This window comes from Leptospira weilii (genome assembly GCF_006874765.1).
Lineage (GTDB): Bacteria > Spirochaetota > Leptospiria > Leptospirales > Leptospiraceae > Leptospira > Leptospira weilii.
Genome location: NZ_CP040841.1, coordinates 100,805 through 125,000 on the forward strand (window position 1 = coordinate 100,805; position 24,196 = coordinate 125,000).

Consider the following 24,196-nt stretch of genomic DNA (forward strand, 5'->3'; position numbering starts at 1 on the left):
GTATCCGCGTTATGCGGCTTTTACAGTCTGAGAGATGATGTCGATAATTCTTTCCATCACGTCCATGAGATCGTAGTCTTTCGGAGTAAAGATAGCTTTGACTCCGAGTTTTAAAAGGGCGTCGAAGTCTCCCGGAGGGATGATCCCTCCGAATACGACAGGGATATCTGCTTTATAGTGTTTTAATTCCTGGAAGATCTGTTCGGCCAATTCCTGATGAGATCCGGAAAGAATCGAAACTCCGATTACGTCCGCGTTTTCCTCTACTGCGGTCTGAACGATTTCTTCCGGTGTTAAACGAATTCCGGAATAGATCACGTCGAATCCGGCGTGTTTTGCGGATACCGCGATCATCTCAGCTCCGTTGGAATGTCCGTCTAACCCCGGTTTGCCGACTACGATCTTAGGTCTGGAGCCGCTCGCTTTAAGGAACGCTTCCACTTTTCCTCTTACTCGGATCACTTTTTCGGTTTCGAGATTGAGTTTTTGTCCTTCTACACCGGTGGCAGGTCTATATTCTCCGAACACGGATCTGAGAACATCCGCCCATTCTCCGGTTGAAACTCCCGCTTTTGCACATTCTATGGAAGCGTGCATTAGATTTTTATCGGCTTTAGCGTCCGCTTCAAGTTGTGAGAGGGTCTCTTGGACTTTCTTCACGTCTCTTGCCGATTTTACTTTTGCGAGTACTTCCAAAGTTTCTTCCGCGGACTGGCGATCGACTTTAAAAACTCCTCCGTCTTGATCGGTCATGAGTGGAGAAGGAGTTCCTTCAGTCCATTTATTTTTACCGACGACGATGAGTTCATTGTTGTTGATCTTAGCAAGACGTTCCGCTTGGGACTTAACAAGCTGAGATTTCATATAACCGTTTTCGATCGCCTTGACCGCGCCGCCCATATCGAGAATTTTTTGGATTTCTTTATAAGCTTCTTCTTTAAGTTCTTTTACTTTGCTTTCGACAACTTTAGAACCTTCGAATAGATCTGGATATTCCAGAAGATCCGTTTCATACGCGAGAACCTGTTGCAATCGTAAAGACCATTGTTGATCCCAAGGTCTGGGAAGAGAAAGCGCTTCGTTCCACGCGGGAAGCTGAAGGGCCCTACATCTTGCATCTCGGCTCATGGTGACGCCTAACGCTTCGATTAGAATTCTCCACGCGTTGTTTTCTGGTTGTTCCTCGGTAAGCCCCAGAGAATTTACCTGAACTCCGTAACGGAAACGGCGGTATTTTTCCTGTTTTACCTGATAACGGTTTTTTGTAATCTCGTCCCACATTTCCGTAAAGGCGCGCATCTTGCACATCTCCTCCACAAAACGAATTCCCGCGTTTACGAAGAATGAAATTCTTCCCACGCATTGTTCGAACTCGTCGGGTGTGAAACAATTTCTTTCCTTGATCGCGTCTAGAATCGCCATTGCCGTCGCGAGCGCGAACGCGAGTTCCTGCACGGGAGTCGCTCCGGCTTCTTGCAAGTGATACGAACAAATGTTGGAAGGGTTCCATTTCGGAATGTTTTTCAGGCAATATTCGTACATGTCGACGATGACTCGTATGGATTGCGCGGGAGGAAAGATGTACGTTCCCCTTGCGAGGTATTCTTTGATGATGTCGTTCTGAGTGGTTCCTTGAAGAAGGGAAACGTCTACTCCGCGTTCCTGGGCAAGGGCAACGTAAAGGGACAAAAGATACATCGAAGTTCCGTTGATCGTCATCGAGGTGTTCATCTCTTCGATCGGGATCTGGTTAAAAAGGATTCTGAAATCTTCCAGGGTATTGATCGGAACACCGACTTTCCCGATTTCCGGTTTTGCAATTGCGTGATCGGAACTATAACCGCATTGAGTTGCCAAGTCAAAGGCGATGGAAAGACCGGTTTGTCCTTTGGATAGATTTTTTCTAAAAAGTTCGTTAGATTCTCTCGCGTTTGTGTGCCCCGCGTACGTTCTGAAAATCCAAGCAGGTTCTTTGGAGGGTTTGCCGGATTTGTCGTATAGGATATGATTTTTATTTTCCATGAATTTTGTCCCGATTCGATGTCTCGTTGATACTTCAAAATGTGTTGGTAGAATTTCACCCAAATTTTTATCCTTGCTCTGATTTCCGCAAAAACCCTACGAGCTCCAATGGACTTAGAAAGAAGTAATAAAGCCAACCTAGTCTTCCTTTTCCTATCTGTGATCGGCCTTACGGTCGTTCTTTCTGTACTTTACAACTGGTTCGGAGAACCTTTGAATCCGGAGGCGATGGAAATGCTCGCCAATCTCCGTTCCTTAACCGAAGAAGGAAAGTTTTTCTCCGATCAACCTCCTCTTCCGTTTTTGGTTCTGAGTCTTTGGAAATCGGTCACAGGACTCAACTATACCACGGCTTTGTTTACATTTTCCGCATTTATTTTTTCGCTTGGGATTCATTGGATCGGATTGATTTTTCAGAGGGAAAAATGGAAACCGAATCATTATATTCTCTGTTATTTGTCCGCGATCACTCCTCTGACTTATTCCATACCTCTGGTTTTGTATCCGGAATGTTTGAGCTTATTTTTTCTTTTGATTCTTTTTCTTGCGTTTAGGATGGAAACTTTGGGCGACATATTCATTCTCATCGTCTGTATCCTTGGAAGTTTTTTCTCTCACTTTACGATCTTTTTAGTCGGTTTTACGATTTTTGTAGTGAAGGCGGGAACAGTAGGAATCCGAGAAAGAAAAAAACATCAATCCGTTTTTTTTAAGAGAAGGAATATCCCTCAGTTGGTCTTGCTCGCGTATATGGGAATCTTCCTTACGTTGTTGACTGTTTTGATCGTCACAAATTTCTACGGCGTAAATTCTTTCGAAATGTTCTACAAATTACTCTGGAGTTATCTCTCCAATTTTGGGCCTTTGTTTTTAATTTTATATATCGGAAACTTCCTTTTAAAATCCGAAAAAGAGCTTAACACCGTGGCGGCGAGTGCGGTCTTGATCGTGATCCTTCTCGTGTCTGTTTATTTTTCCGTTAAACCGACATCCGGACTTGACGCGACCAAACTCGGAGCCTTCACGAAGGATCTTGTGAGCTTAAAGAGTAGGGGAGTGATTCAGACGGACGAAAGAGTCTATACGAGTCCTTCTGTTTCGTCTTACGTGTATTTTCATTCCAAGCAAAGATTACAATCGATTCGACCGAAGGAATGGAAAAATCGGGATTATCTGTTTCTTGAGGAGATCTGGCTCGCGGATAAAAGAGAGATGCTCAGACGTTATAAGTTTAAAAATCCTCAATTCGTATTTTTATCGGGAGAACAGATATTAATTACCGGATTTTTGACGAAAGTTATCTCCGGTGAAAAGGAGAATACACAGATTAAGATTCAAGTTGAAAAAGCAAAAACTCAACTTTCTTCGAAAACCGGGGAGAAGAGACTTAGCCGTTTTCTAACGAGAATATTTTCTATCTCTGCGTTAAGTCCGGAACTGAATCCTTGAAGTCGATCTGGAAAAAAAAATCGACTGCAAAAAATAAGAACTCCGTTTCTAAAGGAAAGAATCCGGTGGTATCTTTATCCTTCTATAAAGAAAAATTGAACTTCAAGCCGAATCGGAAACAGGAAGAGCCTTTGGAAAACGAAGACTTGGCTTTGGGAGCCAACGGCCAACCGTTCGAGGCCGAGTATTGGAGAGATATTTACGGTTCGGGAACGGACGTAGATGCCACGTTCAATGCGAAGGAACATGCGCGTTATGCGAAATCTATTCTGAATTTGATGGAAATAAACGTGAATTCGGTGGCGGATTTCGGGTTCGGTAAAGGGATACTCTTAAAAGAAATGGTGAAAATCTTCAAACCCGGAAGGGTCCTTGCCATTGATCCTTCCGAACAGATGCTCGACGAACTTTTCGCTCAGAAATGGATTCGTTCATGGAATGTTTCCGTGTTGAACACAACTGTCCAGGAATTGGATCTTACGTATTTTATACATCTTCCATTTGATCTTGGTATTTGCAACTCCGTGGTTCAATACATCAAAGGTGATCTGAGACCTGTATTCGAAAAACTTCATAAAATCGTTAAGTATCTTTATTTCTCCGTTCCCACAAAGGAAGATTATATTCGAATGAAAAAGGATATCTCCTTTGAAGATCCTTACGCTTACGTGAGAACCAAAAAACAATATCTCAAGGTCATTGAACCGTATTTTCGAAGAGTCGGTTTTAATTTTTTGGAAAGTAGATTGGTCGGAGATTCAAGATTTACGGATGAATTGTTTAAGGACGAGTGAGGCGTTATATCCCTTCTCGCTTTTTAGAGGAACTGAAATTCTTAAGATTTTCCTCTAATTGTCTACTTCCTTCGAGAGCAACTCGCTTTGGTTCAAGCTATGAATCAGTTTTCCCTTCTTTGGGATCGATTGAAATTAGATTCTTTTTGGAGAGCGTCATTTACACAGGATTGCTGACTGCCGTTTTAAGCCGCACGACTTTGGAACCTTCATTTATTTTTTGGTAAACGTTTTAATTGGTAATTTTTCAACAACTCTAATGAAAGAGTTTAAAACCTTAGAAAAAATTTTAAACAATATCAGCCCGCCTAAGTATAAGTTGAATTTTTTCTAAACCCCATTGTAGGATTAAGCTTGGAATGAAGGCAATGAGTGATGAAAAACTGAATTCTATGATAAAATTTATAAATCCGTAATCTTTAGCTAAGGGAGTATTATGAAAAATTGCTGTGATAATCAAGGCCACGTTTGCGAAATGAAAAAAATAAATTGAGATTTTTAGTTTTACATCTAACATGGACTGCGAAATTCGCTTAAACCATTTGTAATAAGCAACCGCTGTTAGAATGATCATTGTAATGACAAGTAAAAGTATGACAGTGGGGTTGGGTTGTTTGCGCTTTTTGCTCATTCTGTATTCTTAAACGCCTTCTTCTGAAATTTTATTTGAACTAACTATAGCTTTGAAATCTTCTATTGCTTTAGCTATATCTTCTCCCATAGAAGAATCGCTAAGAAGGATCTGCAGTATTTCTTCGTTTGTTTCGATTTCAAATGACCAAAACAATAAAGTTGGAATCTGATAATTATCTTTAAATCTTTGGTCTGGTCTACCATTCTTATTTGTATATTTCCATTGGTATTGTAAAATCTGCGAATCAACAGGAATTTGCTCATCCCATATGAAATGAAAGCGTTCGAGTGAGCCATAAAAGTTAATTGATTGACGCACCGAAAATTTTCGAGATCGCCAATGGAAGATTAATACCATACTTCCAAGAAGCGTTATCTGTACGGCGTCAGTTTCAAAAGAATAATGCGTGGTCTTGCTTGATATTCTATATGTGGAATTAATTCTTTGTCGGAATTCTGTAGTATCGAGCAATTCTGAAGCCCCTGCTGAATATTTATAATATGCAGATTCACTCGATTCTACTAATAAACATTTTTTAGTTGTACTGAGTCTTTTGTTAATGATATTGCAGAATTCAAGAAATTTTGTATGCTCTTCATCTTCGGATTCTAAAATAATATTAGATATTATTCGACGCCTATCCGCATACCTTGCAATTGGAAAAATAATTGTATAACTAACTAATAACCCAAAAAAGAATAAGTAGTAATCTAAACGTAAATTTGCAAAGAATTGAAAGTTATGAAGCCAGATCGTTTGTTGACAAATCGTCCAAAAGGAGAATGTCCAAAAAATAACAAAAGTGGACCATGAAACAATTCGAATAATCGAAATTCTATTTAAATTAGAATTTAATTTCTCTTCAAGATTTTTAAGTTCAGTCATTGTTTAATCGAATATAACAATAGATTTAGATATTTTATTTAACATAAAATTTCTTTAATTGTATCAATGGTTGGATTCGTATAGGACATTTTATTGGGGATAGTATTTATTTTGATCTCAATTATTCCTTCTGTTTCCTAACAACGAAGTCTCAATTTTCAATAAAATAAAGTATTTAAACTTCCCGGATCTGTCTATGCGGAATTTTTAATTCGAAATTCGGCAGAACTCACATAACCCAAAGTCTTCTCTTTCTATGATAAAATCTTTCAACGTAGTCAAGCAGAAATTATTGTGTTGAATTTTCTTCTATAAGACTTCTCTACTTTCAAAGTTTAAACTTCCCACAAAAAACAGACAGTCTCTACATTAAAAACCGCAAATATAGATTTTTATAAAAAATCATTGTTTTTAAAAAGCTTACGAAAACGCATTGAAAAAGTTAAAACTATTCTTGCCGTATGTCGCCGTTGAAATTATATGGAAATCCGAATTTGAATTTCGGCGAGTGAGCTTGAGTTTTGGGACGAATCGTCGATCAGAAAACAAAATTAGGACAATAGAATATGAATCCAATCATTCGAAATGCAATAGCGGTAATAGCGGGAGCTGTTTTCGGCAGTATTGTAAATATGGGAATCATCATGCTCAGCGGTCATATAATACCTCCGCCGGATGGAGCTGATGTGACTACGATGGAAGGACTGAAAACATCCATGCATTTATTCCAGCCTAAACATTTTATTTTTCCTTTTTTAGCTCATGCTCTTGGAACATTTGCGGGAGCGTTTCTAACCGCAATGGTAAGTGCGAGTCATAAGATTAAGTTTGCTTTAGCGGTAGGTATCCTTTTCCTGGCAGGAGGCATCGCAAATATTATAATTCTACCATCGCCGATATGGTTTACCATACTAGATTTGGTAGGGGCATATCTACCAACAAGTTATCTTGCAGGTAAGTTGTCGCATAGATAAACTATCATTATAAAAGATCGTATATATTTTGAATATAAAAAATACGCCTAAAATATTTCGGTTGCCTTTTTGGAATCCGAAAACATCCATGGACTCGATTCAAATTGGATTTCCTGGATTGGAGAATTTATGAAAAAAATATCGGTGATACTGATTGTCGTCTGTGTAAGTGGGTTAAGTATTTATTGTGGTAAAAAACAATCGAATCGAACAAAGGGGGCGATTACTTTTGTAAAAGGAGAAGTTTCCGTTCAAAGAGGAGATCAAAACTTAAAGGCGACCGTTACTCAGGAGATCTTAAATGGAGATATAGTCATTACAGGGACTAAGTCCGTAGCTTCGCTTGTTTTCGGTGAAAATTCCTACTTGATTGAAATTCAATCGGATTCCCGATTTCAAGTAAAGGAAGAGACCGATGAAAAAGCCTTTTTTCAGGACAAAGGAAGTACTTGGATCCTAACGAACAAATTAGTAAAAGGGGAGAGAATGAGTCTCCATACTCCGACAACAACTGCGGGAGTGAGAGGAACGAAATTTTATACTTCGGTCTACGGAGATATGACGTTTATCTGTCATTGTGAGGGTCATATAGAATTGGAAAACAGGCAAAATCATACTAAAAAAATCAACGATTCCGATTATTTATCCGTAACAAAAGGGGATAAAACGATTTATATTACTCCGGGAGATTTACAAAAATTGAATGTTCCTTACGTGCACAATCACAGTGAAATCGAAAATTCACCGGTAGGCGCGCAAAACAAAATGACACTCGAACAGTTTCAGGTCGTATATGAGTTGGCAAAAAAGAAATTGGAGTCCCTCTAATACCTGAAGTTTAACCCACAAATGAAGAAGGCTTTTGAGATAAGGATCAAAGGCCGTATTTTTCAAGTGTTCCGACAAAATGAGTCTTTTTACTTGCAAAAAGTATGATTTTCTGATAGAAAAAAATCTCCCAAGTTTTCCCGCTTCCAGGCTCAATGATTTGCTCCCTACGGGTCGCTCATCACCCCACCACCCAAAATCTGTACATCCTGGGACATAGGTAACAGTTTAAACCAGAGACATGGGCTACACTTTTAAAGTCCTGATTATTTTTCGAATTCGTTCATCAAAATATTCGATTGTTACAAAGCTGAAATAGATCCGCCAAAGGCCGTCTTCGATTGGCTCAAATCCGATTCTTTCTCCAGCTAAACTCTTAGTGATGAAGTATCTTTGATTTTTCCAATAAAAGCAACCGTCATCCGCTTCCGAGTTTCAAAATGATCCGGATAGAGTATTTCGGGAATACGATTTACAAATATTCTCTCTGAATGTTTGTAAAGCTGGGAAGGAGTTTTTTGACCCAATACCTCATGCGGCCGTTCTCTTGAGGTTTACCGGGACGAATTCTTTCTTGTTATCGTAGGTTTTCGTGCCTGAAAGACCTTACAACAAAGTAAGAATCGACTTCGTATATTTGTCTTTATAAAAGCAATACTCTTACCAAGTTTTATGGCTATTTTGAGCTTAATCTTTTCTTATTATAAAGTGAAATTATTTCTATTGCTGTGATTCGGTGACTTTTAAGATGTTATAAATACTAGGTAAGATTACTTTTGTTACGAAATAGCTTGTAAGCTCATATAAGCAGAAAGTCTTTCTGCTAAATTATATTTTTTGAATAGCAAAAGAAGCTGTTTTTGTCAAATGTTCGTATTTTTTCCATTCTGTATTCGGAAACTGAATTAAAAAGTTCAGATCGACTACGTTTTACAATATGGATTCTCAAGTTTTATTATGATAAATGATGAAAAAGAATTTGGATTTCTTTTTCGATAGAACTTGTATCATCGATCTATTAAAGCGCTATTATCCATTTATGGTATCGAGGTGATCAAGTTGCAATTTAAAACTTACACTAATGCACAAGTTGAAAATGTAAAAATCAAGAAGAGAATACTCTTTTCGCTTTTGGCAATCGTTTTTGTTTTGCTGTTATTTTTTCTGGTTTATGAAAATCTGAGAATGAAAAAAGAAATTGACCGAGTCGTAGGTATGAGAACTCGCGTGATGAAGGATTATATTCGTAGGGTCGGTTCGCAAACAAGGGCGCTTGGGTTATCGATTTCGGACTATCTGACATTTTACGAAGATACATCCGCAAATCCAAGTCTCGTTAAAAAATTCAAAAATTATCCAAGTATAAACAGGTTTGGAATTCCCCATATCAGTCGGGAAAATAAGGAAGGGGCAGATTCGGGAACTCTTACCGCAATGGGTTCGGTTTCTAAATTGAATCCTTCCATCCTCAAAGAAATTGAGGCCGCTTTGAACTTAAGAGGACAATTCGAGTCTTTGACTGAAAAACAAAGTGAGGTTGTCTGGGCTTACTATTTGTCTAAACAAAAGTTCCTCTATATTACTCCGAAGTTTAAGGATGAAAATTATTATTTTACCGATGACCTTTATTTGGGCCCGTATTGGACTCAGGCGACCCCTCAAATCAATCCGACCGGGCGCCAAATTATAACCGATCTTTACGATGACCTTGCCGGGAAAGGACTGATGATTACAATTTCCGAACCCGTTTATGTAAATGAGAAATTCATCGGCGTCGCTTCGATCGATATAGGTTTGGACGCGATGCAGAGAATTTTGGAAAGCGGGGATTGTATCGGAGAAAGCATGCTCATCGATGAAAATGGAAAAATCATAGCAAAATCCGGAACTTTTAAGTTGGATACGCGGCTTCCTCTTTCGGTGATTTCCATGATTATGGAACCGCAGGACTCGTTTTCTCTCGAAAAAGGAAGTTTCTGGATCGGAAACAAAATTAAGGATGAAGAAATCTGGCTCGTTCATGAGATTAAAATATTTGAATATATAATTTATATAATAAAAAACCTACTCCCTTTTTGGGTGCTTGTATTTACGTTTTTCATTGTGCTCATATTGTATGTCAAGTTGCGTTCTTCGATGAATCAGGTGTCCAAGTTGATTCACACAGATCCATTGACCGGAATCTGGAATCGAAGGGGCTTCTTAAAATTGACCCAGAGGTCCCTTGCCATTGGAAATCGACACGGAAAGGATTGGACGATTTTGCTAGTGGATATCGATCATTTCAAACAGGTGAACGATAAGTTCGGACATGATACTGGAGATAAAACGTTGATAAAAGTCGCTCAAGTACTTAGTCGTTCGATTCGACAAACCGATGCGGTTTGTCGTTGGGGTGGAGAGGAGTTTGCCATCTTTTTATTCGGAGCCGGTCAGAAAGCTTCAACCGACATCGCAGAAGATCTGCGCAAAGAAGTGGAAAATCAAGTTCGTTTGGACGATGGAAACCCGGTGACGTTGAGTATTGGAGTTTCACAAGGGGTGTTGGATTTGGAGGAAGCCTTCGTAAATGCGGATCAGGCGTTGTATCGAGCAAAATCTTCGGGTAGAAACCGGGTTTGTGCTTTTGATCCGAAAATATTTTCCCATTCAGATTTGAAGAATTAAATTATATCCAAATTTTAAATTCGTTTTGAAATCTTTCGTAAATCGATAATCTCAATTCAGATTATAACTCTACAAAAATTAAGACATCGAATTTCCTTTTAATTTTAGATCCAAAATAAAAAATAACCAAAGTTTTTAACGCACAATTGATAGAAAAAGAATTTTTAAATTCAATGTTAGTTGATAGAAACTTCTGCATCGTAATAATTGCGCAATTAGGTCTGGTAACGACAAGAGATAAATTGATTCTTCTTAAGGGAAGCACCTATTTTGAAATTAGAATTGTTGGACCTTTTTTTAAGAACTAGAGAATGAAATTTAAAATAAAGATGAAGTATGATGGGAAATAACGAATTCATTCAAAATACAAATTTGAATATCAAGCCGGTTATATTGGTAATAGACGATGAAGTTGTCATATTGAAGAGTATCAAGTGTGCAATTCAACTCAGTTTTGGAAGCCGATTCGAAGTGGAGATCGCGGAAGATGCAGATTCTGCCATGGAAATTTTGGAGAGATGTAAATCCGAACAAATCGACGTTCCTTTGGTCATTTGTGATCAAGTACTGCGTGAAAAAAGAGGGGACGAACTACTGATTCAAATTCATCAAGAATATCCTCAAATCTATAAAGTAATGCTTACGGGTTATGCTTCCGCGAAAACCCTTGGAAATGCGCTGAATAAAGCAAATCTTTATCGATATCTTTCAAAACCCTGGGATTCTGAGGATTTGACTCTGACCATTTCCGAAGCGGTAAAAGCTTACTTTCAAAATCGAAAGGTGGCCGAACTCAGTTCTAAATTGGAAGAAACGTATCTGTTCAATCGTGAAACTTTGTTTCCTAATTTCGAAAATTTAAAACGAAGAATCGATCAAAGACTGATCGAAAACGAAAGTTCCAGTCTTGCTCTCATTCGAATAGAGTCTTTCGGTTCTATCGCTGAAAATTTCGGAATTGAGACATATCGCAAGGTGTTATCCGAATTCTTATCGGTCCTCAATTGTTTTGTAAGAGGCTACAACGGAGAAATTTTTCATATTTACGACAACATGATTGCGATTCTGGCGAAAATCGAAGAGGATCGATTTTATTCCTTATTGAGTGCCGTCCGTATTTTTCTCAGGTCCGAATGTATCGAAGTGGACGGGATTTCTTTTCAGGTTAAAATTTCGATCGGAGTCTCGTCGGACCAATCGGACGTATATGACAAAGCGAGACTTGCAATGATGACTGCGAGCAATGATTCTTCCGTTGAATATGTTTCTTATTCGGAAGCGACCAACAAGGTGGACCGAATTTATGCAAACCTGAAGTTGGGTCGGAAGTTCAACGAAGCTTTGAATGCTGGAAATGTAATTCCTTACTTCCAGGGAATTTACGATAACAAGCTCAAAAGGATTACAAAATACGAATGTTTAGCGAGAATTATGGAAGGGGGGCAGATTTATAATCCCGCGATGTTTATTCCAATCGCAAAATCCACGGGACTGATTCGATTACTCACTCCTTTAATGGTTGAAAAAACGTTTAAATATTTCTCAAAACATTCCGAATATTCTTTTTCCATCAATATTTCCGAATCCGATTTGGATAAGAAAGGGTTTCCACTTTGGGTGATGAATCGACTTTTGCATTATAGAATATCTCCAGATCGGGTGATTTTTGAAATTCTAGAAAACGATCGTTGGAATGGATGTTCCAATTCTACTCGTTCTCTTCAAGAATTGAAAGAAATCGGTTGCAAAATTGCGATTGATGATTTCGGGGTGGAGCGTTCCAATTTTGAAAGACTGATGGAAATTCAGCCGGATTTTATCAAAATAGACGGCAAATTTATACAAGGAATTCATGAAAATCAAACTTCATATCGATTGGCTGCCGCGATAACGGAAATGGCCCACACAATCGGCGCTAAAGTAGTCGCCGAGTTTGTATCCAAAGAAGAGGAGTTGGAAGCGGTGAAATCTTTGGATATAGACTATTCGCAAGGGTATTATTTAATGGAACCTGCGGAAGAAATCATTTATGCAGAAACGATTCTAAACTTAGTTTGATTTCCTACTGATCCCTATAAAATAAAATACCGTTAATTTGAGCACAAACCCCGCGTTTAGACGCGGAATTTTAGACACTCTATTATGTAGAGATCGGTAATCGTTTCACAAACTAGAAGCTATCTCAAAAATACTTTATCTTTGCTAAAAACTCCGATTCCAATTATTCTAAGATATTTTTGAGATAGCTTCTAGTTTCTCGGTGTTTCCTCATGTCCGGAGAAAATTAGAATTCGGTAAGTGTGCAATTTAATTTTTACCCCTCATGCTATAAGCTGAAAAGCATTTCATAATCGGTTCAAATATACTCCTTATAAACACAAAGACTTTTTGAAGTTTATTTTAAAAGACCTCTTTTTGTTTTGGGAGCCAAGAATGAGTCAGACTGTAACAATCGAACACGAATTAAAGGAACTGCAGGTCAATACGATTCGTTATAAACTTTTAGTAATCGAATTTGCAGGCATGGTTAATCATGAAACTCTAAGGGGAATTCCGGCTAAACTAAGTTCTATCTTTTATGAGATGGAGGGAATGTTGGTATTGGACATCAGAAAAGTGACTAATCTCAATTCGGAGTTTGTGCGGGCTTTTACAGGAATTTTACATATAATCTCTGAAAAATTTACTCGGTATTTTATCGTGACGACAGATCAAAAAATTTATAACTGGATTATGAATTACAATAAACTGAGAGAGGTAAAACCAGTAGCAGATTTTGGCGAACTCAAAGAGGCTTTGGAATTAGATTCTTTAATTCAGGAGTTTGAATTTTAAAATCAGAAAGCTATTTCGTGATTCAACATAATTTTATTCATCTTATATTCTGAAGAGAACACTTTTAGAGAATAAGTTATGATGTTTCTTGTAGAAGGGAACTCACTCTATTACACTCGTCTATCTGGTTTCGTTCGCAATAACGGGCCAGGTAGATAATTTTAAAATCTTTTCCATTTTCAAAGAATAATAAGTTTCTCCTTTTATTTATTCAAGTGCTCATAACAAATCTTCTATCTTGATTCAAAAAAATTTATATTTGTTTGAAACATGTCATTCATAGGTTTTTTAAAAAATTTAGAGAATTGGAATAAAAAGCCTTACTTGATTGTTCAGGAAAAGGTGATTTGTTGCCGGATCTATTTTCTATTTCAATCGTCTTAAAGTTTGATTTCAAATGATTTTTTAATAAACTAACGCGAAGTTCGATATAATAAATGCGAAAGTGATTCTATGTTTCAGCCAACGCGTCGTGAGTGGGCTCACAACTTGTTGTGAAATCAACGCGTCCATAGATTAGTATGATTCTTGGACGTAAGACAGTTCGAAGTGTGATACTCTTGATTTGACGGAGTCAAGAAGGCCGGTGGAGTAACTCAGCATCTCATTTCCTAACTCAGCGGATGCCTCTCTATGGATCGGCATCCAGGTCGTTCGATGGATTGATCGCTCTCTGAACTCAGTGGAACGCTTTTTAGGAAAGCTCCTGCGCTCAGGGAAGTCGTTGCACTTAGTTTCTTATTCACCCGATTTTTCTCACGCCGAACTCACGTTAGACTATTTATCTGAAAATTCAGAATAAACCCCCTTTCAAATACGACTCGCTATCTCTTTCGGAGTAACTCTTAAAGAAGATAAAGGGCAGTAGAAAATTTGAACACTCGTCGTCTTTGGATTCTTGAATTCAGATTATAACTAGGGGAGATTTAACATTAAAATTTTGCTATGATAGGAATAGTAAAGATTTTCGCGGACATATAACTGCTCGGCTAATTAGCTCCTATATCTCCATAAACAAAGCACTGAGTCTATTTGGTTAATTTGTATTTGTTAGCCAAGTAGATTTTTTTTGTCTCTTACGCTTTGAAGATCGATCACCCCATTAGATGAGATTTCTTGCTCTGTGTCGAAATCCATGATTTGAAAAAAAGAGTGTGGGCATCCGTATCCGGATGAGAATGTACGATAGGATTCTTAAGTTGAGAGTTGCTTTTTTCGTTTTCAATCCCGTGAAAAATATTAAAAACCGTATCAAAAGCACTAGAAGGGTCTTTGGATTTGTCTTTTATGATCGCTTCATGTTGGGCCATAATTTGTTCTTTCAAAAAATTGAATACTGCGTTGATCAACTTTTCCTTTGCATTGTAATAACGATAAAAGGTTCGTTTGCTGATTCCTCTGTGTTTTGCGATTTCATCGGTGTTTGTTTTGGCAAAACCCGCAAAAAGAAATAGCCGCATTGTCCTTTTAAGAATTCTTTCAATCATGTTAGAAAATTATTTTGTGTCCTAGCCATTCGACTTGAAATTATTACTCAATGCTTCGACTTTTTGGGAACCTATAGGTATATCTATATGCTCGTTTTTAGATTCGTTTGTTAGAAAAGTGTTTGTTCTGAGTCCTTTCGGAGAGTAACCGGTCCATTTTTTGCAAGCTCTGTGAAAAGACGTATAAGAATTGAATCCGCATTCGAAAGCGATATCCAATAAATTCATATTTCGTTTTTCCACGAGAAGTCGAATTGCGTCGTTCATTCTATTTTGATTGATGAAATCCGAAAAACCTATGTTCTTATAGTTGTTTAAGTAAAAGGAAGCTTGGTGTAAGCTAATTCCCAAATAGGCTGAAAGGTCAATTAGGCGAATGCTATCATCTGCATAAAGTTTTTCTTGAATAAAACCTTTGATTCTATCTTCTGCGCGTTTTAGGTCGTCTTCTTTAAGAAGATTTTTTTCTTCTACTGTATATTCGTTAGATTCGAAAGCTTCCATTCCCGATTTTGGGTTTGTTTGTTCTATGATTTCTTGAATTTCCGAGTTTAAAATCGATTTTTGCACGTCCGTCTCGTTCTGAATTTTTATTTTTCTTTTTAAAAGATAGAGAATAAAAATGGAAAACATGTAAGTATAATATGAAATGTTATTCCAATAGACGTTATAAAATAAAGTTCCAATTAAATTTAACAAAGCTCCAAACCCAATCCCCCCAAGAATAGGTAGTAAGGAATAATATTCTTTTTTGAAGTTTCGGAAATGGATCAGATAACCCGATTCTAATACGGTGAAAGCGCAAACTCCAAAACAAAAAAATTCCCCTGTAATTACCATGGAAAAGGATTTTTCAAAGTACATTAGGAATAAAAAAGAGAGAACGATCGCAAATGCCGCATTTCTAAGAATAATTTGATAGGATACTTGGATTCCAAGAATCGTCAGTATAACAAGCCGAAGTAGTAGAAAAGAATAAGCTGAGACTCCACAGATCAGAGAGATCAATTTAAGTTTAGATAGATCTGCGGAAGTCGCTATTTCTGGGATAATTTGATTCCGGATCGCTAAATAAACGACGAAGAAAAATACAAACGTGAAGAAGATATTTTTTTCGATCAATTTTTGTAGGGCGAATTTTTTTAAAAAGATTCTGCCTTCGAAATCCGGTAAGATTTTCAAATTATACATGTAGTTTAGGAAATTCTGGATGAGTGTATTCATGAACGATGAGCTCTTTAATGTTGTAGGATTTGAATTTTCAAATCGAGAACCTCTGGCCTGGTCTCGTTTTTTTTCTACTTTGATTATTATTTATCTTTTTTATGAATGCGGGGATATGTTTTCGTTTTATTTTGCTAATTTGCAAAGAGTGAAATATATAATTTAAGAATCGATTTAGAATTATAAAATTTCGAAATAACAATTCGATTGTTTGTAAAATGCAAATTTTTCTAAAACACAATGGAATCATATGAATATGAATGGTTCTTCTATAACTTGAATCATTTAAATCAAAGAACAGTCGTCTCGACAGTTCCTTAAGGAATGATTCTATTAGCCATGTCTTGGAAGGCGTAGTATTAGTAAACTAAAAAATTGATAATCAGCCTCCTCTATGTCAGATAGGCATTCAACTTATGTTATAAATGTGTTTTTATATCGACATTACGGCTTTGTCATTTCTTTAGGAAAATTTTTTTCTAAAGAAATAAGCTTTTGTGGGAATTTTAGTTCCATTTAAAACTCTTCTAAATTGAAAAGTTCTTACAAAAACGAACTCATCTTGAAAATAAAAAGTTAGGACTTACTCTTACCTTAAAAATCAGATTAAAGATTATCTTTTTATGGCGGCTGTTTTGGAAGTTGCTAAACTTAAATAATCAATTTTTATAATACGATTTGGTACCTGATAACTTTCATGGTATGATTTCCCAAATAAAGGCCCCGTAGGACATGGAAAAGATAAAAGTGATTGCCGCAAAATTCGATAATCACAGTGGCTTTGTATTTGTTGTGATTAAAAACGGAATCTTCTTATTTTGCCGGGGTCGAAAAAAATTTCATTTTTCTATTTTAAAAAACGAGATTTTAATTTTGGGAATTGATGAGTTGTTTTTTGAATTCTCTCGGAGATTTCCCTGTAAATTTTACGCAAGCTCTATGAAATGAAGATGCCGAATTAAAACCGCATTCTAACGCAACTTGTAATAAATTCATGTGTGATTTATCGCGAAGGTTCCGTTTTACATCTTCGATCCGATTCATATTCAAGAAATCCGCGAATTTCATGGACATGTGTTTGTTGAGATAATAAGAGGCTTGGTGTGTGGAAAGCCCGAGGTAAGAAGCAAAATCCGGCAGACGAAGTTCTTCATCCGCATAACCTCTCACTTGGAGAAAGGAATTGATTCTTTCTTCAATCTTGTCCAATTCCACACCTTCCAAAATATTTCTAGTAGATTCGGTCTGATCTTCTTCGGGTTCGATTAAATTATCCGCCGAAAAATCCGAAAGGGCTTGGTTATCTGCAAATGCTTTATTCGATTCACCGTAGGCTTTACTGAAAAGAACGGGGAAGAAACGTTCGATTAAGGTAATATAAGCGATCATAAACCCGGGAATGAGTTCTGAGAACATAAGCATTTTTGTAGAACTCGTCAAGGTTCCGGCCAAATCCAAAATCAATGAGGAAGTGATAACGAGTGTGATAAACGGAAAGTTAAAAAATACGTTTGCCTTTTTAGAAGAATGAATTTTGTAAATGGCCCATCCGGATGCGTAAAGGGTGATTAGAATTGTCGCCGAATCGCAAAGACAAATGTAAATCGTACCTGGTAAAAAAAACGCACCTATCATTGTAATTGGGATGATAGCGGTCAGTCTTTTACAGTAATACCAAGGATTTTCCAAACCGTCAAGGATGAACATCATACAAAATAAAACCGCGGCCGAGGCATAAAGGACTAAACCGAAGTAAATTCCTAGAAACATGGGGTCTTTCATCAATCTTGGATCGGTTTCTTGCGGAAAGATTACTTTATTGTTGGTCATCAGGAAGATGCTTACACTCAAAAGAATCGTACCATAGGCTTTGCTGAATTCGTCTCTTCTACCGGCGTAGAGTTTGGTAATAGCCATTACGATTCCCGTTCCGACTCCGGCTGCGTGAGCGTAAAATAAATTAATTTCTGAAAATATGATATCGAATAGGGTATTTGCATTTAACATTTGAATTGATTCCTGAAACAAAAAGATTTTTGCAAACGCTCGGTCGTAATTTTATGGAATTTTTGCGGCAACCGAGTTTCGCGGGGACGCTTTATTTCCATTTATTTCATTATAACGTTTGATTTTGAACGAAGTCATCGGTAAATATAATTTGAAAACAAGAAAATTATAAATATCAGATATTCTATTTTGGAATTTATTTTAATCTGAAATGGAATTGCTGCAAATTGCTCGTTGGAAAAAGGTGAATTTTGACCGAGAATGTCCGGTTTTAAGCTCGATTTAATCATAGAGAAAGATTGGTTTCTGAAGGGACATCTGTTGTCGGCGAAGATTGGAAATGAATCACCTTTGTTTGAGTTTCTCGGAATTGTTTCGGAGACATTCCAGTCTCTTTAAGAAAAGCCTTATAAAAAGAAGAATTCGAATTGAAACCGACCGCGATTCCGACGGAAACGACGGAGCGAGACGGGTCATTAATGAGCATTGACTTTGCTTCCTCGACCCGAAATCGATTGATATAATTGTTAAAATTCATGCCAAGATGGTTATTTAAGAAGAAAGAAAGTTGATGTACGGAGATTCCAAGTTCTTCGGAAACATCCGGGAGGCGAATGTCTTCGTCCAAGTAAATTCTTTCCTCCTTAATGATATGAATCAGTTTTTTTTCAAGAGCGTCAATGTCCACATCATGCAAAAGAGAACGTTTAACGAAGTTTTTTCCCGGTTCCAAGGAGAAAAAATCCAGTAAATTGGGGTGAGTTAAGGTAAGAAAGTAATAAAAAATAACCGCAAATGTTGTATGCACACTGGAAAGAAGTATTAGGGATTTGTTTTCAAATACAATTCCGAGGATTTCTAGGGGAATACACAGGGATGTCAGAACGACCAAAGTAAAAACCTTTCTAAAATTAACCGTGGAAAATTCGTATTTCTTGTCGATAAAGATGTTCGCAATTGCAATTACGAAGTAAACGAAAACGTATAAATCCGCTGCAAAAAGGAAAAATTCGAGTTCTTTACTACCTTCTTGTTCGTAAAAAGTAATGATCGGAAGACTAAGAATAAACGGACCTAAAAGATTTGAATAGTAAATCAAAGGAAGTTTCGAATACTTTTTAAAACTCATCGTTGAAATTAAAAATACGAGAGTTCCACTGGCGGCTAAAGCTACAATATCAATTAAAAAAAGAGATTTTCGTAACCAAGTTTGGGAGATTATACTCAAGCTGAATTCGTCCACAAACTGAAAAATCGCAGTAAGAATTAAGACTGATGAAATCAGATAATCTATCTGTTTTTTTGCGCGAGCCCAACTTCCAATTCCTAAAACTAAAGCAAAACCCGCTCCAAATCTTACTAAACTCAATAAGATTTCTTTATCTAGTATCGAATCTAAAATATTCATCATAATCCATTGTGGGTTTTTTGTTTTCTTTAATTTATTTGTTTAAAAAACAAAAACTCGTTTTTAATTAAAGTTTGATGAACTCACTATTTCAATCAATAGATTCATTTTTAAATTGAATGCAATTTGGTCCATTCAAATTCAACTTAAACGAATCATTTTATATACGAATGTGGAAATGACATTTAAATTGTAAAAGAAATTTTGAATATTCGTTAATACTTTTATTTTGACTAACAACTTTATAGATAAAGATTCCTTCGGATGAGTAATATTTCCTTTTGTGTGTAAAATGTTTGAGGATTTATCATTGAATTAACTTTATATGAGTCTCTTTATAATATAGAAAATGTTTATTGTAAGAAATTATAACTTATTTTTAGATCAATACTCAAACAACAAATAATACGATCAAAATACGATTTTTATTTTTTGAAAAGTTATTTAAAGTTTTTTGAAACATTAATGGGAATTAAAAGTAAAAATCAATTAATATATTGTATCTAACGCTACAACGTTAAGAGAGATTAAAAAATCATCTCTGTAGATTTGTAGTAACTCTGTTGAAAGATGTTCAAAATAATGTCGAATTAAAGAATTCAATTATGCTATTTTATATTTTGATAAGTATGGTTCATTTATAATTCATAAAAATCTAGGATTAAATTTTTGTATAACGGATATAAAATTAAAAATTCGTTTATTGATGAAAGCGAATCGGATATGAACAGAAGCCAAGCTATGAAAACGGCTGTTAGTTTGTAAGTCGTATAAAATTAAAGAAAAGAGTTAGGGGTTTGTGAAATTGAGAATGAAAGTAAAATTTTATTTCTGTTTGCGCTTGGAAACTTTTCAGTTTGTTTTAAAAATCATTTTTAAGTGAGTTTGTAAAAGTAGATTTAGAAATAGGGGAGTAGGATATCATTTTTTTCAGTGATTTGCAGTTTTAGTTTGGTATGGCTGTTCAAAAAGATACCTCTCGTTTTCGGTTATATAATACGGAAACTACTCATTTTTACTTTCATAAAGGGTTTATTCTACAATTTCCTCAATAATGGTTTATAGCTTCCGGATTCTTACTCTTAGAATTGAGAATTCATCCTGATTGTTGTAAATTGAATCGAATTTCTTTTGAACTTTAGATTATAAGATGAAAAGAAAAAATGAATTTCTACGATACAATGAGCTTATGATTTCTGAATACAGCGATCTTTTTGTCGAAAATAAAATTCATTCATCGGATATATTTAGTTATTCGCTGTATAATTTTGAAGGGAAAGAACTCTATTCAGAACCGAGTTATAACTCCTTATTGAATTCGGATCTAAAACTCAAAAAGGCGGTCGAGAGGTTTATTGATTATGGCAATAGGCACTCGAATATTTCAGGGCTTCGAAAATTTAAAAACGATAGAAACATTCAACTTATGGTTCGATCAGAAAATGACCGGATTTACAAGGTCGATTTTGAAATCAATCCAAAGGGCAGTTATATACTTGTACACATCGAATCTACTACAAGGAATTTATCTTGTTCCGAGAAACACAGAATCCAAAGATTTCGTTCTTTAAAACACGATTTGGTTCGTACTTTAAAACTGGAAAAGACATATTTCTATCTCGTTAATATTGAAATTTACAATCATCCGTCTCTTCATAAATACGAAACTCAGATTTACGAAGCTGTTTTCTTGGATTTACATGCTGAATTTTTAACTATCACTAATAACCAAAACGTCGGTTTTCGCATTTCCACAAACCAGATCTTTTTTGCGTATCAAATCAACAAACCAGATGTAGACATCAATTGGATTCCTTCGAGCTTGATTTCTTATATGAAGAATACGATCCAGATCGAAAATTACGAGTTTCATTTGAAACTTTCCATCGGAGGATTTCATACTTCTGAAACGGATACCAGTCCTCTCAATATTCTCAAGGGTTTAAAAACGAATCTTAGAAAAGTGATCGATTCTCCTTTTAGTCGGTATGCGACCCAAAATCAAAATGATTCCTCCAATTTAATCGCAACGTATTTATCTCTCAGAAACTCGGTACATAAAAAAGAACTTCTTCTATATTATCAGCCGATTGTCAGTTCGGAAACCAAAGGTCTACATTCCTTAGAAGCACTTTCACGTTGGAATCATTCCGTTAAAGGGATGATTAGTCCGGATATTTTTATCCCTTTAGCGGAAGAATCGGGTTTGATCAGTTCTATTGGGGCTTGGGTTATTCAAAATGCGCTTTTAGATTTGTCTCAAATTCAAAAAAATGAATCTTTATCTTCCAATTCTTTAATTTCAATCAATATATCCCCGTTTCAGTTGAAAAATCCTGAGTTCGCGGACAACTTAATTTCTTACTTTTCGAAATTAAATCTCCTGCCGAATTCTGTTGTTCTTGAAATGACGGAAAGTCGTTACGAAGAAGCAGCTCTAATCATCGAGCAAATGGCAATTTTAAAGCGCTTTGGTTTTCAGATCGCGATCGATGATTTTGGAATAGGAAATTCTAATTTTTCCAGGATTGAAAAAATTGAATGTGATTACGTAAAATTAGATAAAAGTTTGGTCATCGGTGTCGATACCAATCAAAGTAAAAGAAGCATTTTGAAGGCGATTTCTCAGGTTCTTTTGTCCCTTGGAAAAAAAACGGTTTTTGAAGGAATTGAAAATGCGGAATTAGAAAGTATTGCAATTGATTATGGGGCGAACTTTTTACAAGGATTTCACTATGGAAAACCAGCTCAAATTACGGATCTTTCTTCCTTTCGGTTTCAATTCTAAAATGTATTTCTCGCTCCACTCTGACTTGACCTTGTTTACGAATTTTTTGATCTGAGTTCATTATCTTTTGTTCTTTCATCACATCTTTCGATTTGTTCGTTAAATACGCGATACGGATCGTTTCTTTGTAGGCATTCGTTTCTACATACTTTTCTTTTCACTTGAGTTGCTTCTGGTTGTATTGTTGTGGTAAATGCTTCGCATAATAACCCACGTTTTTCGAGTTCAGAAGGGGAAGGGGAGCCATTTGTCTAAAGTAAGTTATTTTTTCTTGTTATTATCGAATGCTACTTGTTGGTTTCGATTCATTCAGTTGATTCTAAATTATAATGGATTTTTTATTTCTCAGTTTCGTAGCAAGTGCTTACATTTACTACTCGAACGCACGAATAGAATACTATGACAAGCTTATTTCGAAAATTAGAATATTGGAATCTTCCTTTAAAAAGTCGGGATTTCCCGATTTGACTTAATTTTTGAGAACCGTTGTACTTTTGCAAAACCGATCGCTTATTTTCATGCGTCCGAGTGGTAAATCTTCTCAATTTTAAATAAAAACTTTATAGATTTCTATTTCCATAATTTTCTACTTCATTTTGAAACACCTTGTTATCTATATAAGTTGAAGCGATAAGAGTTGTTTCATTTTACAGAATTATCAAAGTGAAGTATTGAAATTTCAATTCTAGATTCGAATTGATAAATTAGAAAAATTTAAAATCTTAAATGTATAGAGAGTTTTGTAAATTCAGAAGAGCTAATAATAAAAAAGTGTTCCTTTTATAGGATGCGGCGAATGAGGTAAATAGATTTTATAAACTATAAATGTGCTGAGTGTTCCGGGTTCTTTTAAAGTTTAAAGAGTTTTATAGTAAAACATTCGGCTCAAAAGATTTTTCCATATATTGGCTCTGGTCTTCGAAATGATTTTTAATGAGTGTGGAACGATCGGGTTGCGTTCTATTTCCAAGATAACCGGGGGGTTTAAAGTGTTGCGCATTTCTATTCTTTTATCATTCAAACCAATGGGCTGAATGCGTTTCTTATTTTTGAAGGTTCAAAATCAATATGAATCTAATTATTACTGATCTTTACATAAAGGAGTACCGTTAATTTGAACACAAATCCCATGTTGAAACGTAAAATTTTGGACACTCTATTATGTAGGGATCAGTAGTTCTAATCCAATTTATGAAGATAAAAATTTCAATTTTAAAACGGACAGAAGGAGAGGGGAATAGAAGAGAAGTTTGAACGTGCAAGACGAAATAGATGTTTAGAAACGGATTGGATTTTGTACAAGAAACTAAGTTTGTCGGTTGAAGACAATAAAGTGATTTGATCATACATAAAAGTCCGAGGCCTTATAATGATTTGTACAACCGTTCAAAATTATATATTCTATCTTATGTGTAAAATTTAAAATATGAGGGTACCAATGCAGGTCAGTAATGAGTTTGTTGCATTCAATGTGCATGGAATAGATATCAAAGTGATGTTAATCAAGTTGTCGGGGATCGTTGACAATCGTTCTATCGTGAACGTTCGCGATGTTATTTTATCGATTTTAGATGAGCTTACTGGGCCTTATATTTTGGATTTGAATGAGATTGAGAATGAGGAATTTATCAATCTGACTAACTTTAGAAAGATGCTCTCGGATTCTATTCGTGCGAATCATAATTGTATTATATTATCTAAATCTAAGAAATTGGAGTTATGGATTGAAAACTATTCCGTCTTCAACGGGATTTATCTGGCTAAAAACGATACGGAATTGATTCAGGTTTTAAATGGAAAAGCTCCCAATCACATTTTTCTGGAAGATATAAACGACGAACCCGATATTCGATTGCATCTGGATTACTTGATCAAAGACGGACACTAATTTCCACTAGCTTTTTTGATTTCTTGATAGGGGAGACGAGTTTTATAATCTTTCTTAAACTCAAAATTGTTTCGAGTTTAAGAAAGTTGGGTGAAGAGCGAATCGGATTAATATGTCATCGCTTTATCGACCGCTTCGTCCAAATCAATCGACATAGTGATGAGTTTATCTAATCGAGTTAATTCGAAAATCTTACCAATCGAACTCGGAATTGAATAAACAATCAAGGCACCTTTGAGTTGTTTCATCAATTTGGCTTGCGTGCTGATAAGGACCGCAAGTCCCGAGGAATCGATATGAGTTGTA

The 24,196-nt window shown here is 36.1% G+C and carries 17 protein-coding genes and 2 pseudogenes (1 of these 19 only partly in view); 9 read left to right on the forward strand and 10 right to left on the reverse strand.

Features of this window, described 5'->3' with window-relative positions; translation table 11 throughout:
- Positions 1 to 9: 9 nt before the first annotated feature.
- Positions 10 to 2,022 (reverse strand): protein meaA, encoded by a 2,013-nt coding sequence (locus FHG67_RS20035; protein WP_004500819.1) that lies wholly within the window; start codon positions 2,020 to 2,022, stop codon positions 10 to 12.
- A 108-nt stretch (positions 2,023 to 2,130) separates the two neighbouring features.
- On the opposite strand from FHG67_RS20035, the gene FHG67_RS20040 reads away from it, so the two are divergent.
- Both FHG67_RS20040 and FHG67_RS20045 read left to right on the forward strand, forming a co-directional pair.
- Positions 2,131 to 3,471: a hypothetical protein gene (locus FHG67_RS20040; protein WP_061216613.1), complete on the forward strand. Its 1,341-nt coding sequence runs from the start codon at positions 2,131 to 2,133 to the stop codon at positions 3,469 to 3,471.
- A 95-nt stretch (positions 3,472 to 3,566) separates the two neighbouring features.
- Entirely contained in the window at positions 3,567 to 4,265 is a 699-nt protein-coding gene (locus tag FHG67_RS20045; protein WP_085986093.1) for a class I SAM-dependent methyltransferase, read from the forward strand.
- A gap of 640 nt (positions 4,266 to 4,905) precedes the next feature.
- Here the strand turns inward: FHG67_RS20045 and FHG67_RS20055 are convergent.
- The gene (locus FHG67_RS20055) at positions 4,906 to 5,784 is read right to left on the reverse strand and encodes a hypothetical protein (protein ID WP_004501563.1); all 879 of its coding nucleotides are present in this window, start codon (positions 5,782 to 5,784) and stop codon (positions 4,906 to 4,908) included.
- 566 nt (positions 5,785 to 6,350) lie between these two features.
- Here FHG67_RS20055 and FHG67_RS20060 point away from each other — a divergent pair.
- Together FHG67_RS20060 and FHG67_RS20065 are read left to right on the forward strand one after the other, a co-directional pair.
- Positions 6,351 to 6,758, forward strand: a complete 408-nt coding sequence (locus FHG67_RS20060) for a hypothetical protein (protein WP_036075518.1) — start codon at positions 6,351 to 6,353, stop codon at positions 6,756 to 6,758.
- Positions 6,759 to 6,887: 129 nt separating this feature from the next.
- Positions 6,888 to 7,586, forward strand: coding sequence for a FecR family protein (locus FHG67_RS20065; RefSeq protein WP_051060277.1), 699 nt, complete (start codon positions 6,888 to 6,890; stop codon positions 7,584 to 7,586).
- A 246-nt stretch (positions 7,587 to 7,832) separates the two neighbouring features.
- Here FHG67_RS20065 and FHG67_RS22775 read toward each other — a convergent pair.
- Positions 7,833 to 8,131, reverse strand: a pseudogene (locus tag FHG67_RS22775) (IS481 family transposase); the annotation flags it as partial.
- A 514-nt stretch (positions 8,132 to 8,645) separates the two neighbouring features.
- Between FHG67_RS22775 and FHG67_RS20075 the strand changes: the two are divergent.
- The 3 genes from FHG67_RS20075 (at position 8,646) to FHG67_RS20085 (ending at position 13,088) form a co-directional block, all read left to right on the forward strand.
- Positions 8,646 to 10,253, forward strand: coding sequence for a sensor domain-containing diguanylate cyclase (locus tag FHG67_RS20075; RefSeq protein WP_036075544.1), 1,608 nt, complete (start codon positions 8,646 to 8,648; stop codon positions 10,251 to 10,253).
- A 339-nt stretch (positions 10,254 to 10,592) separates the two neighbouring features.
- The gene (locus tag FHG67_RS20080) at positions 10,593 to 12,311 is read left to right on the forward strand and encodes an EAL domain-containing response regulator (protein ID WP_004495053.1); all 1,719 of its coding nucleotides are present in this window, start codon (positions 10,593 to 10,595) and stop codon (positions 12,309 to 12,311) included.
- 375 nt (positions 12,312 to 12,686) lie between these two features.
- Positions 12,687 to 13,088, forward strand: a complete 402-nt coding sequence (locus FHG67_RS20085) for a hypothetical protein (protein ID WP_016759592.1) — start codon at positions 12,687 to 12,689, stop codon at positions 13,086 to 13,088.
- Positions 13,089 to 14,182: 1,094 nt separating this feature from the next.
- Here the strand turns inward: FHG67_RS20085 and FHG67_RS20090 are convergent.
- From FHG67_RS20090 to FHG67_RS20105, 4 genes are all read right to left on the reverse strand, one after another.
- Positions 14,183 to 14,575, reverse strand: a complete 393-nt coding sequence (locus FHG67_RS20090) for a TetR/AcrR family transcriptional regulator (RefSeq protein ID WP_004495054.1) — start codon at positions 14,573 to 14,575, stop codon at positions 14,183 to 14,185.
- Between the two features lie 21 nt (positions 14,576 to 14,596).
- Positions 14,597 to 15,766, reverse strand: coding sequence for a helix-turn-helix domain-containing protein (locus FHG67_RS20095; protein WP_004500887.1), 1,170 nt, complete (start codon positions 15,764 to 15,766; stop codon positions 14,597 to 14,599).
- A 900-nt stretch (positions 15,767 to 16,666) separates the two neighbouring features.
- Entirely contained in the window at positions 16,667 to 17,806 is a 1,140-nt protein-coding gene (locus tag FHG67_RS20100) for a helix-turn-helix domain-containing protein (protein WP_004500825.1), read from the reverse strand.
- Between the two features lie 286 nt (positions 17,807 to 18,092).
- On the reverse strand, positions 18,093 to 19,214 hold the full coding sequence (locus FHG67_RS20105; RefSeq protein WP_004495051.1) for an AraC family transcriptional regulator: 1,122 nt from the start codon (positions 19,212 to 19,214) through the stop codon (positions 18,093 to 18,095).
- Positions 19,215 to 20,403: 1,189 nt separating this feature from the next.
- On the opposite strand from FHG67_RS20105, the gene FHG67_RS20110 reads away from it, so the two are divergent.
- Positions 20,404 to 22,002: an EAL domain-containing protein gene (locus tag FHG67_RS20110; protein WP_002630095.1), complete on the forward strand. Its 1,599-nt coding sequence runs from the start codon at positions 20,404 to 20,406 to the stop codon at positions 22,000 to 22,002.
- A gap of 9 nt (positions 22,003 to 22,011) precedes the next feature.
- On the opposite strand, the pseudogene FHG67_RS22935 reads toward FHG67_RS20110, so the two are convergent.
- Both FHG67_RS22935 and FHG67_RS22780 read right to left on the reverse strand, forming a co-directional pair.
- Positions 22,012 to 22,120 (reverse strand): annotated as a pseudogene (locus tag FHG67_RS22935) (IS110 family transposase); the annotation flags it as partial.
- A gap of 220 nt (positions 22,121 to 22,340) precedes the next feature.
- Complete coding sequence (locus FHG67_RS22780; protein ID WP_085985936.1) at positions 22,341 to 22,547, reverse strand: hypothetical protein; 207 nt, start codon at positions 22,545 to 22,547, stop codon at positions 22,341 to 22,343.
- A gap of 950 nt (positions 22,548 to 23,497) precedes the next feature.
- Between FHG67_RS22780 and FHG67_RS20120 the strand changes: the two genes are divergently transcribed.
- Positions 23,498 to 23,890, forward strand: coding sequence for a hypothetical protein (locus tag FHG67_RS20120; RefSeq protein WP_004501591.1), 393 nt, complete (start codon positions 23,498 to 23,500; stop codon positions 23,888 to 23,890).
- A 107-nt stretch (positions 23,891 to 23,997) separates the two neighbouring features.
- On the opposite strand, the gene FHG67_RS20125 is transcribed toward FHG67_RS20120, so the two are convergent.
- Positions 23,998 to 24,196, reverse strand: partial view of an STAS domain-containing protein gene (locus FHG67_RS20125; protein WP_002630122.1) — the 3' portion only. It continues 200 nt past the right edge of the window; 199 of the gene's 399 nt are visible here — the last part of the coding sequence; the start codon falls outside the window, past its right edge — the gene reads right to left on this strand; it ends in the stop codon at positions 23,998 to 24,000.

What these genes read in the sequence shown, in the direction of transcription:
- FHG67_RS20035 (WP_004500819.1), bottom strand. Translation starts at nt 2,022, where the DNA reads ATGGAAAATAAAAATCATATCCTATACGACAAATCCGGCAAACCCTCC.
- FHG67_RS20040 (WP_061216613.1), top strand. Translation starts at nt 2,131, where the DNA reads ATGGACTTAGAAAGAAGTAATAAAGCCAACCTAGTCTTCCTTTTCCTA.
- FHG67_RS20055 (WP_004501563.1), bottom strand. Translation starts at nt 5,784, where the DNA reads ATGACTGAACTTAAAAATCTTGAAGAGAAATTAAATTCTAATTTAAAT.
- FHG67_RS20060 (WP_036075518.1), top strand. Translation starts at nt 6,351, where the DNA reads ATGAATCCAATCATTCGAAATGCAATAGCGGTAATAGCGGGAGCTGTT.
- FHG67_RS20065 (WP_051060277.1), top strand. Translation starts at nt 6,888, where the DNA reads ATGAAAAAAATATCGGTGATACTGATTGTCGTCTGTGTAAGTGGGTTA.
- FHG67_RS20080 (WP_004495053.1), top strand. Translation starts at nt 10,593, where the DNA reads ATGGGAAATAACGAATTCATTCAAAATACAAATTTGAATATCAAGCCG.
- FHG67_RS20085 (WP_016759592.1), top strand. Translation starts at nt 12,687, where the DNA reads ATGAGTCAGACTGTAACAATCGAACACGAATTAAAGGAACTGCAGGTC.
- FHG67_RS20090 (WP_004495054.1), bottom strand. Translation starts at nt 14,575, where the DNA reads ATGATTGAAAGAATTCTTAAAAGGACAATGCGGCTATTTCTTTTTGCG.
- FHG67_RS20095 (WP_004500887.1), bottom strand. Translation starts at nt 15,766, where the DNA reads ATGTATAATTTGAAAATCTTACCGGATTTCGAAGGCAGAATCTTTTTA.
- FHG67_RS20100 (WP_004500825.1), bottom strand. Translation starts at nt 17,806, where the DNA reads ATGTTAAATGCAAATACCCTATTCGATATCATATTTTCAGAAATTAAT.
- FHG67_RS20105 (WP_004495051.1), bottom strand. Translation starts at nt 19,214, where the DNA reads ATGAATATTTTAGATTCGATACTAGATAAAGAAATCTTATTGAGTTTA.
- FHG67_RS20110 (WP_002630095.1), top strand. Translation starts at nt 20,404, where the DNA reads ATGATTTCTGAATACAGCGATCTTTTTGTCGAAAATAAAATTCATTCA.
- FHG67_RS20120 (WP_004501591.1), top strand. Translation starts at nt 23,498, where the DNA reads ATGTTAATCAAGTTGTCGGGGATCGTTGACAATCGTTCTATCGTGAAC.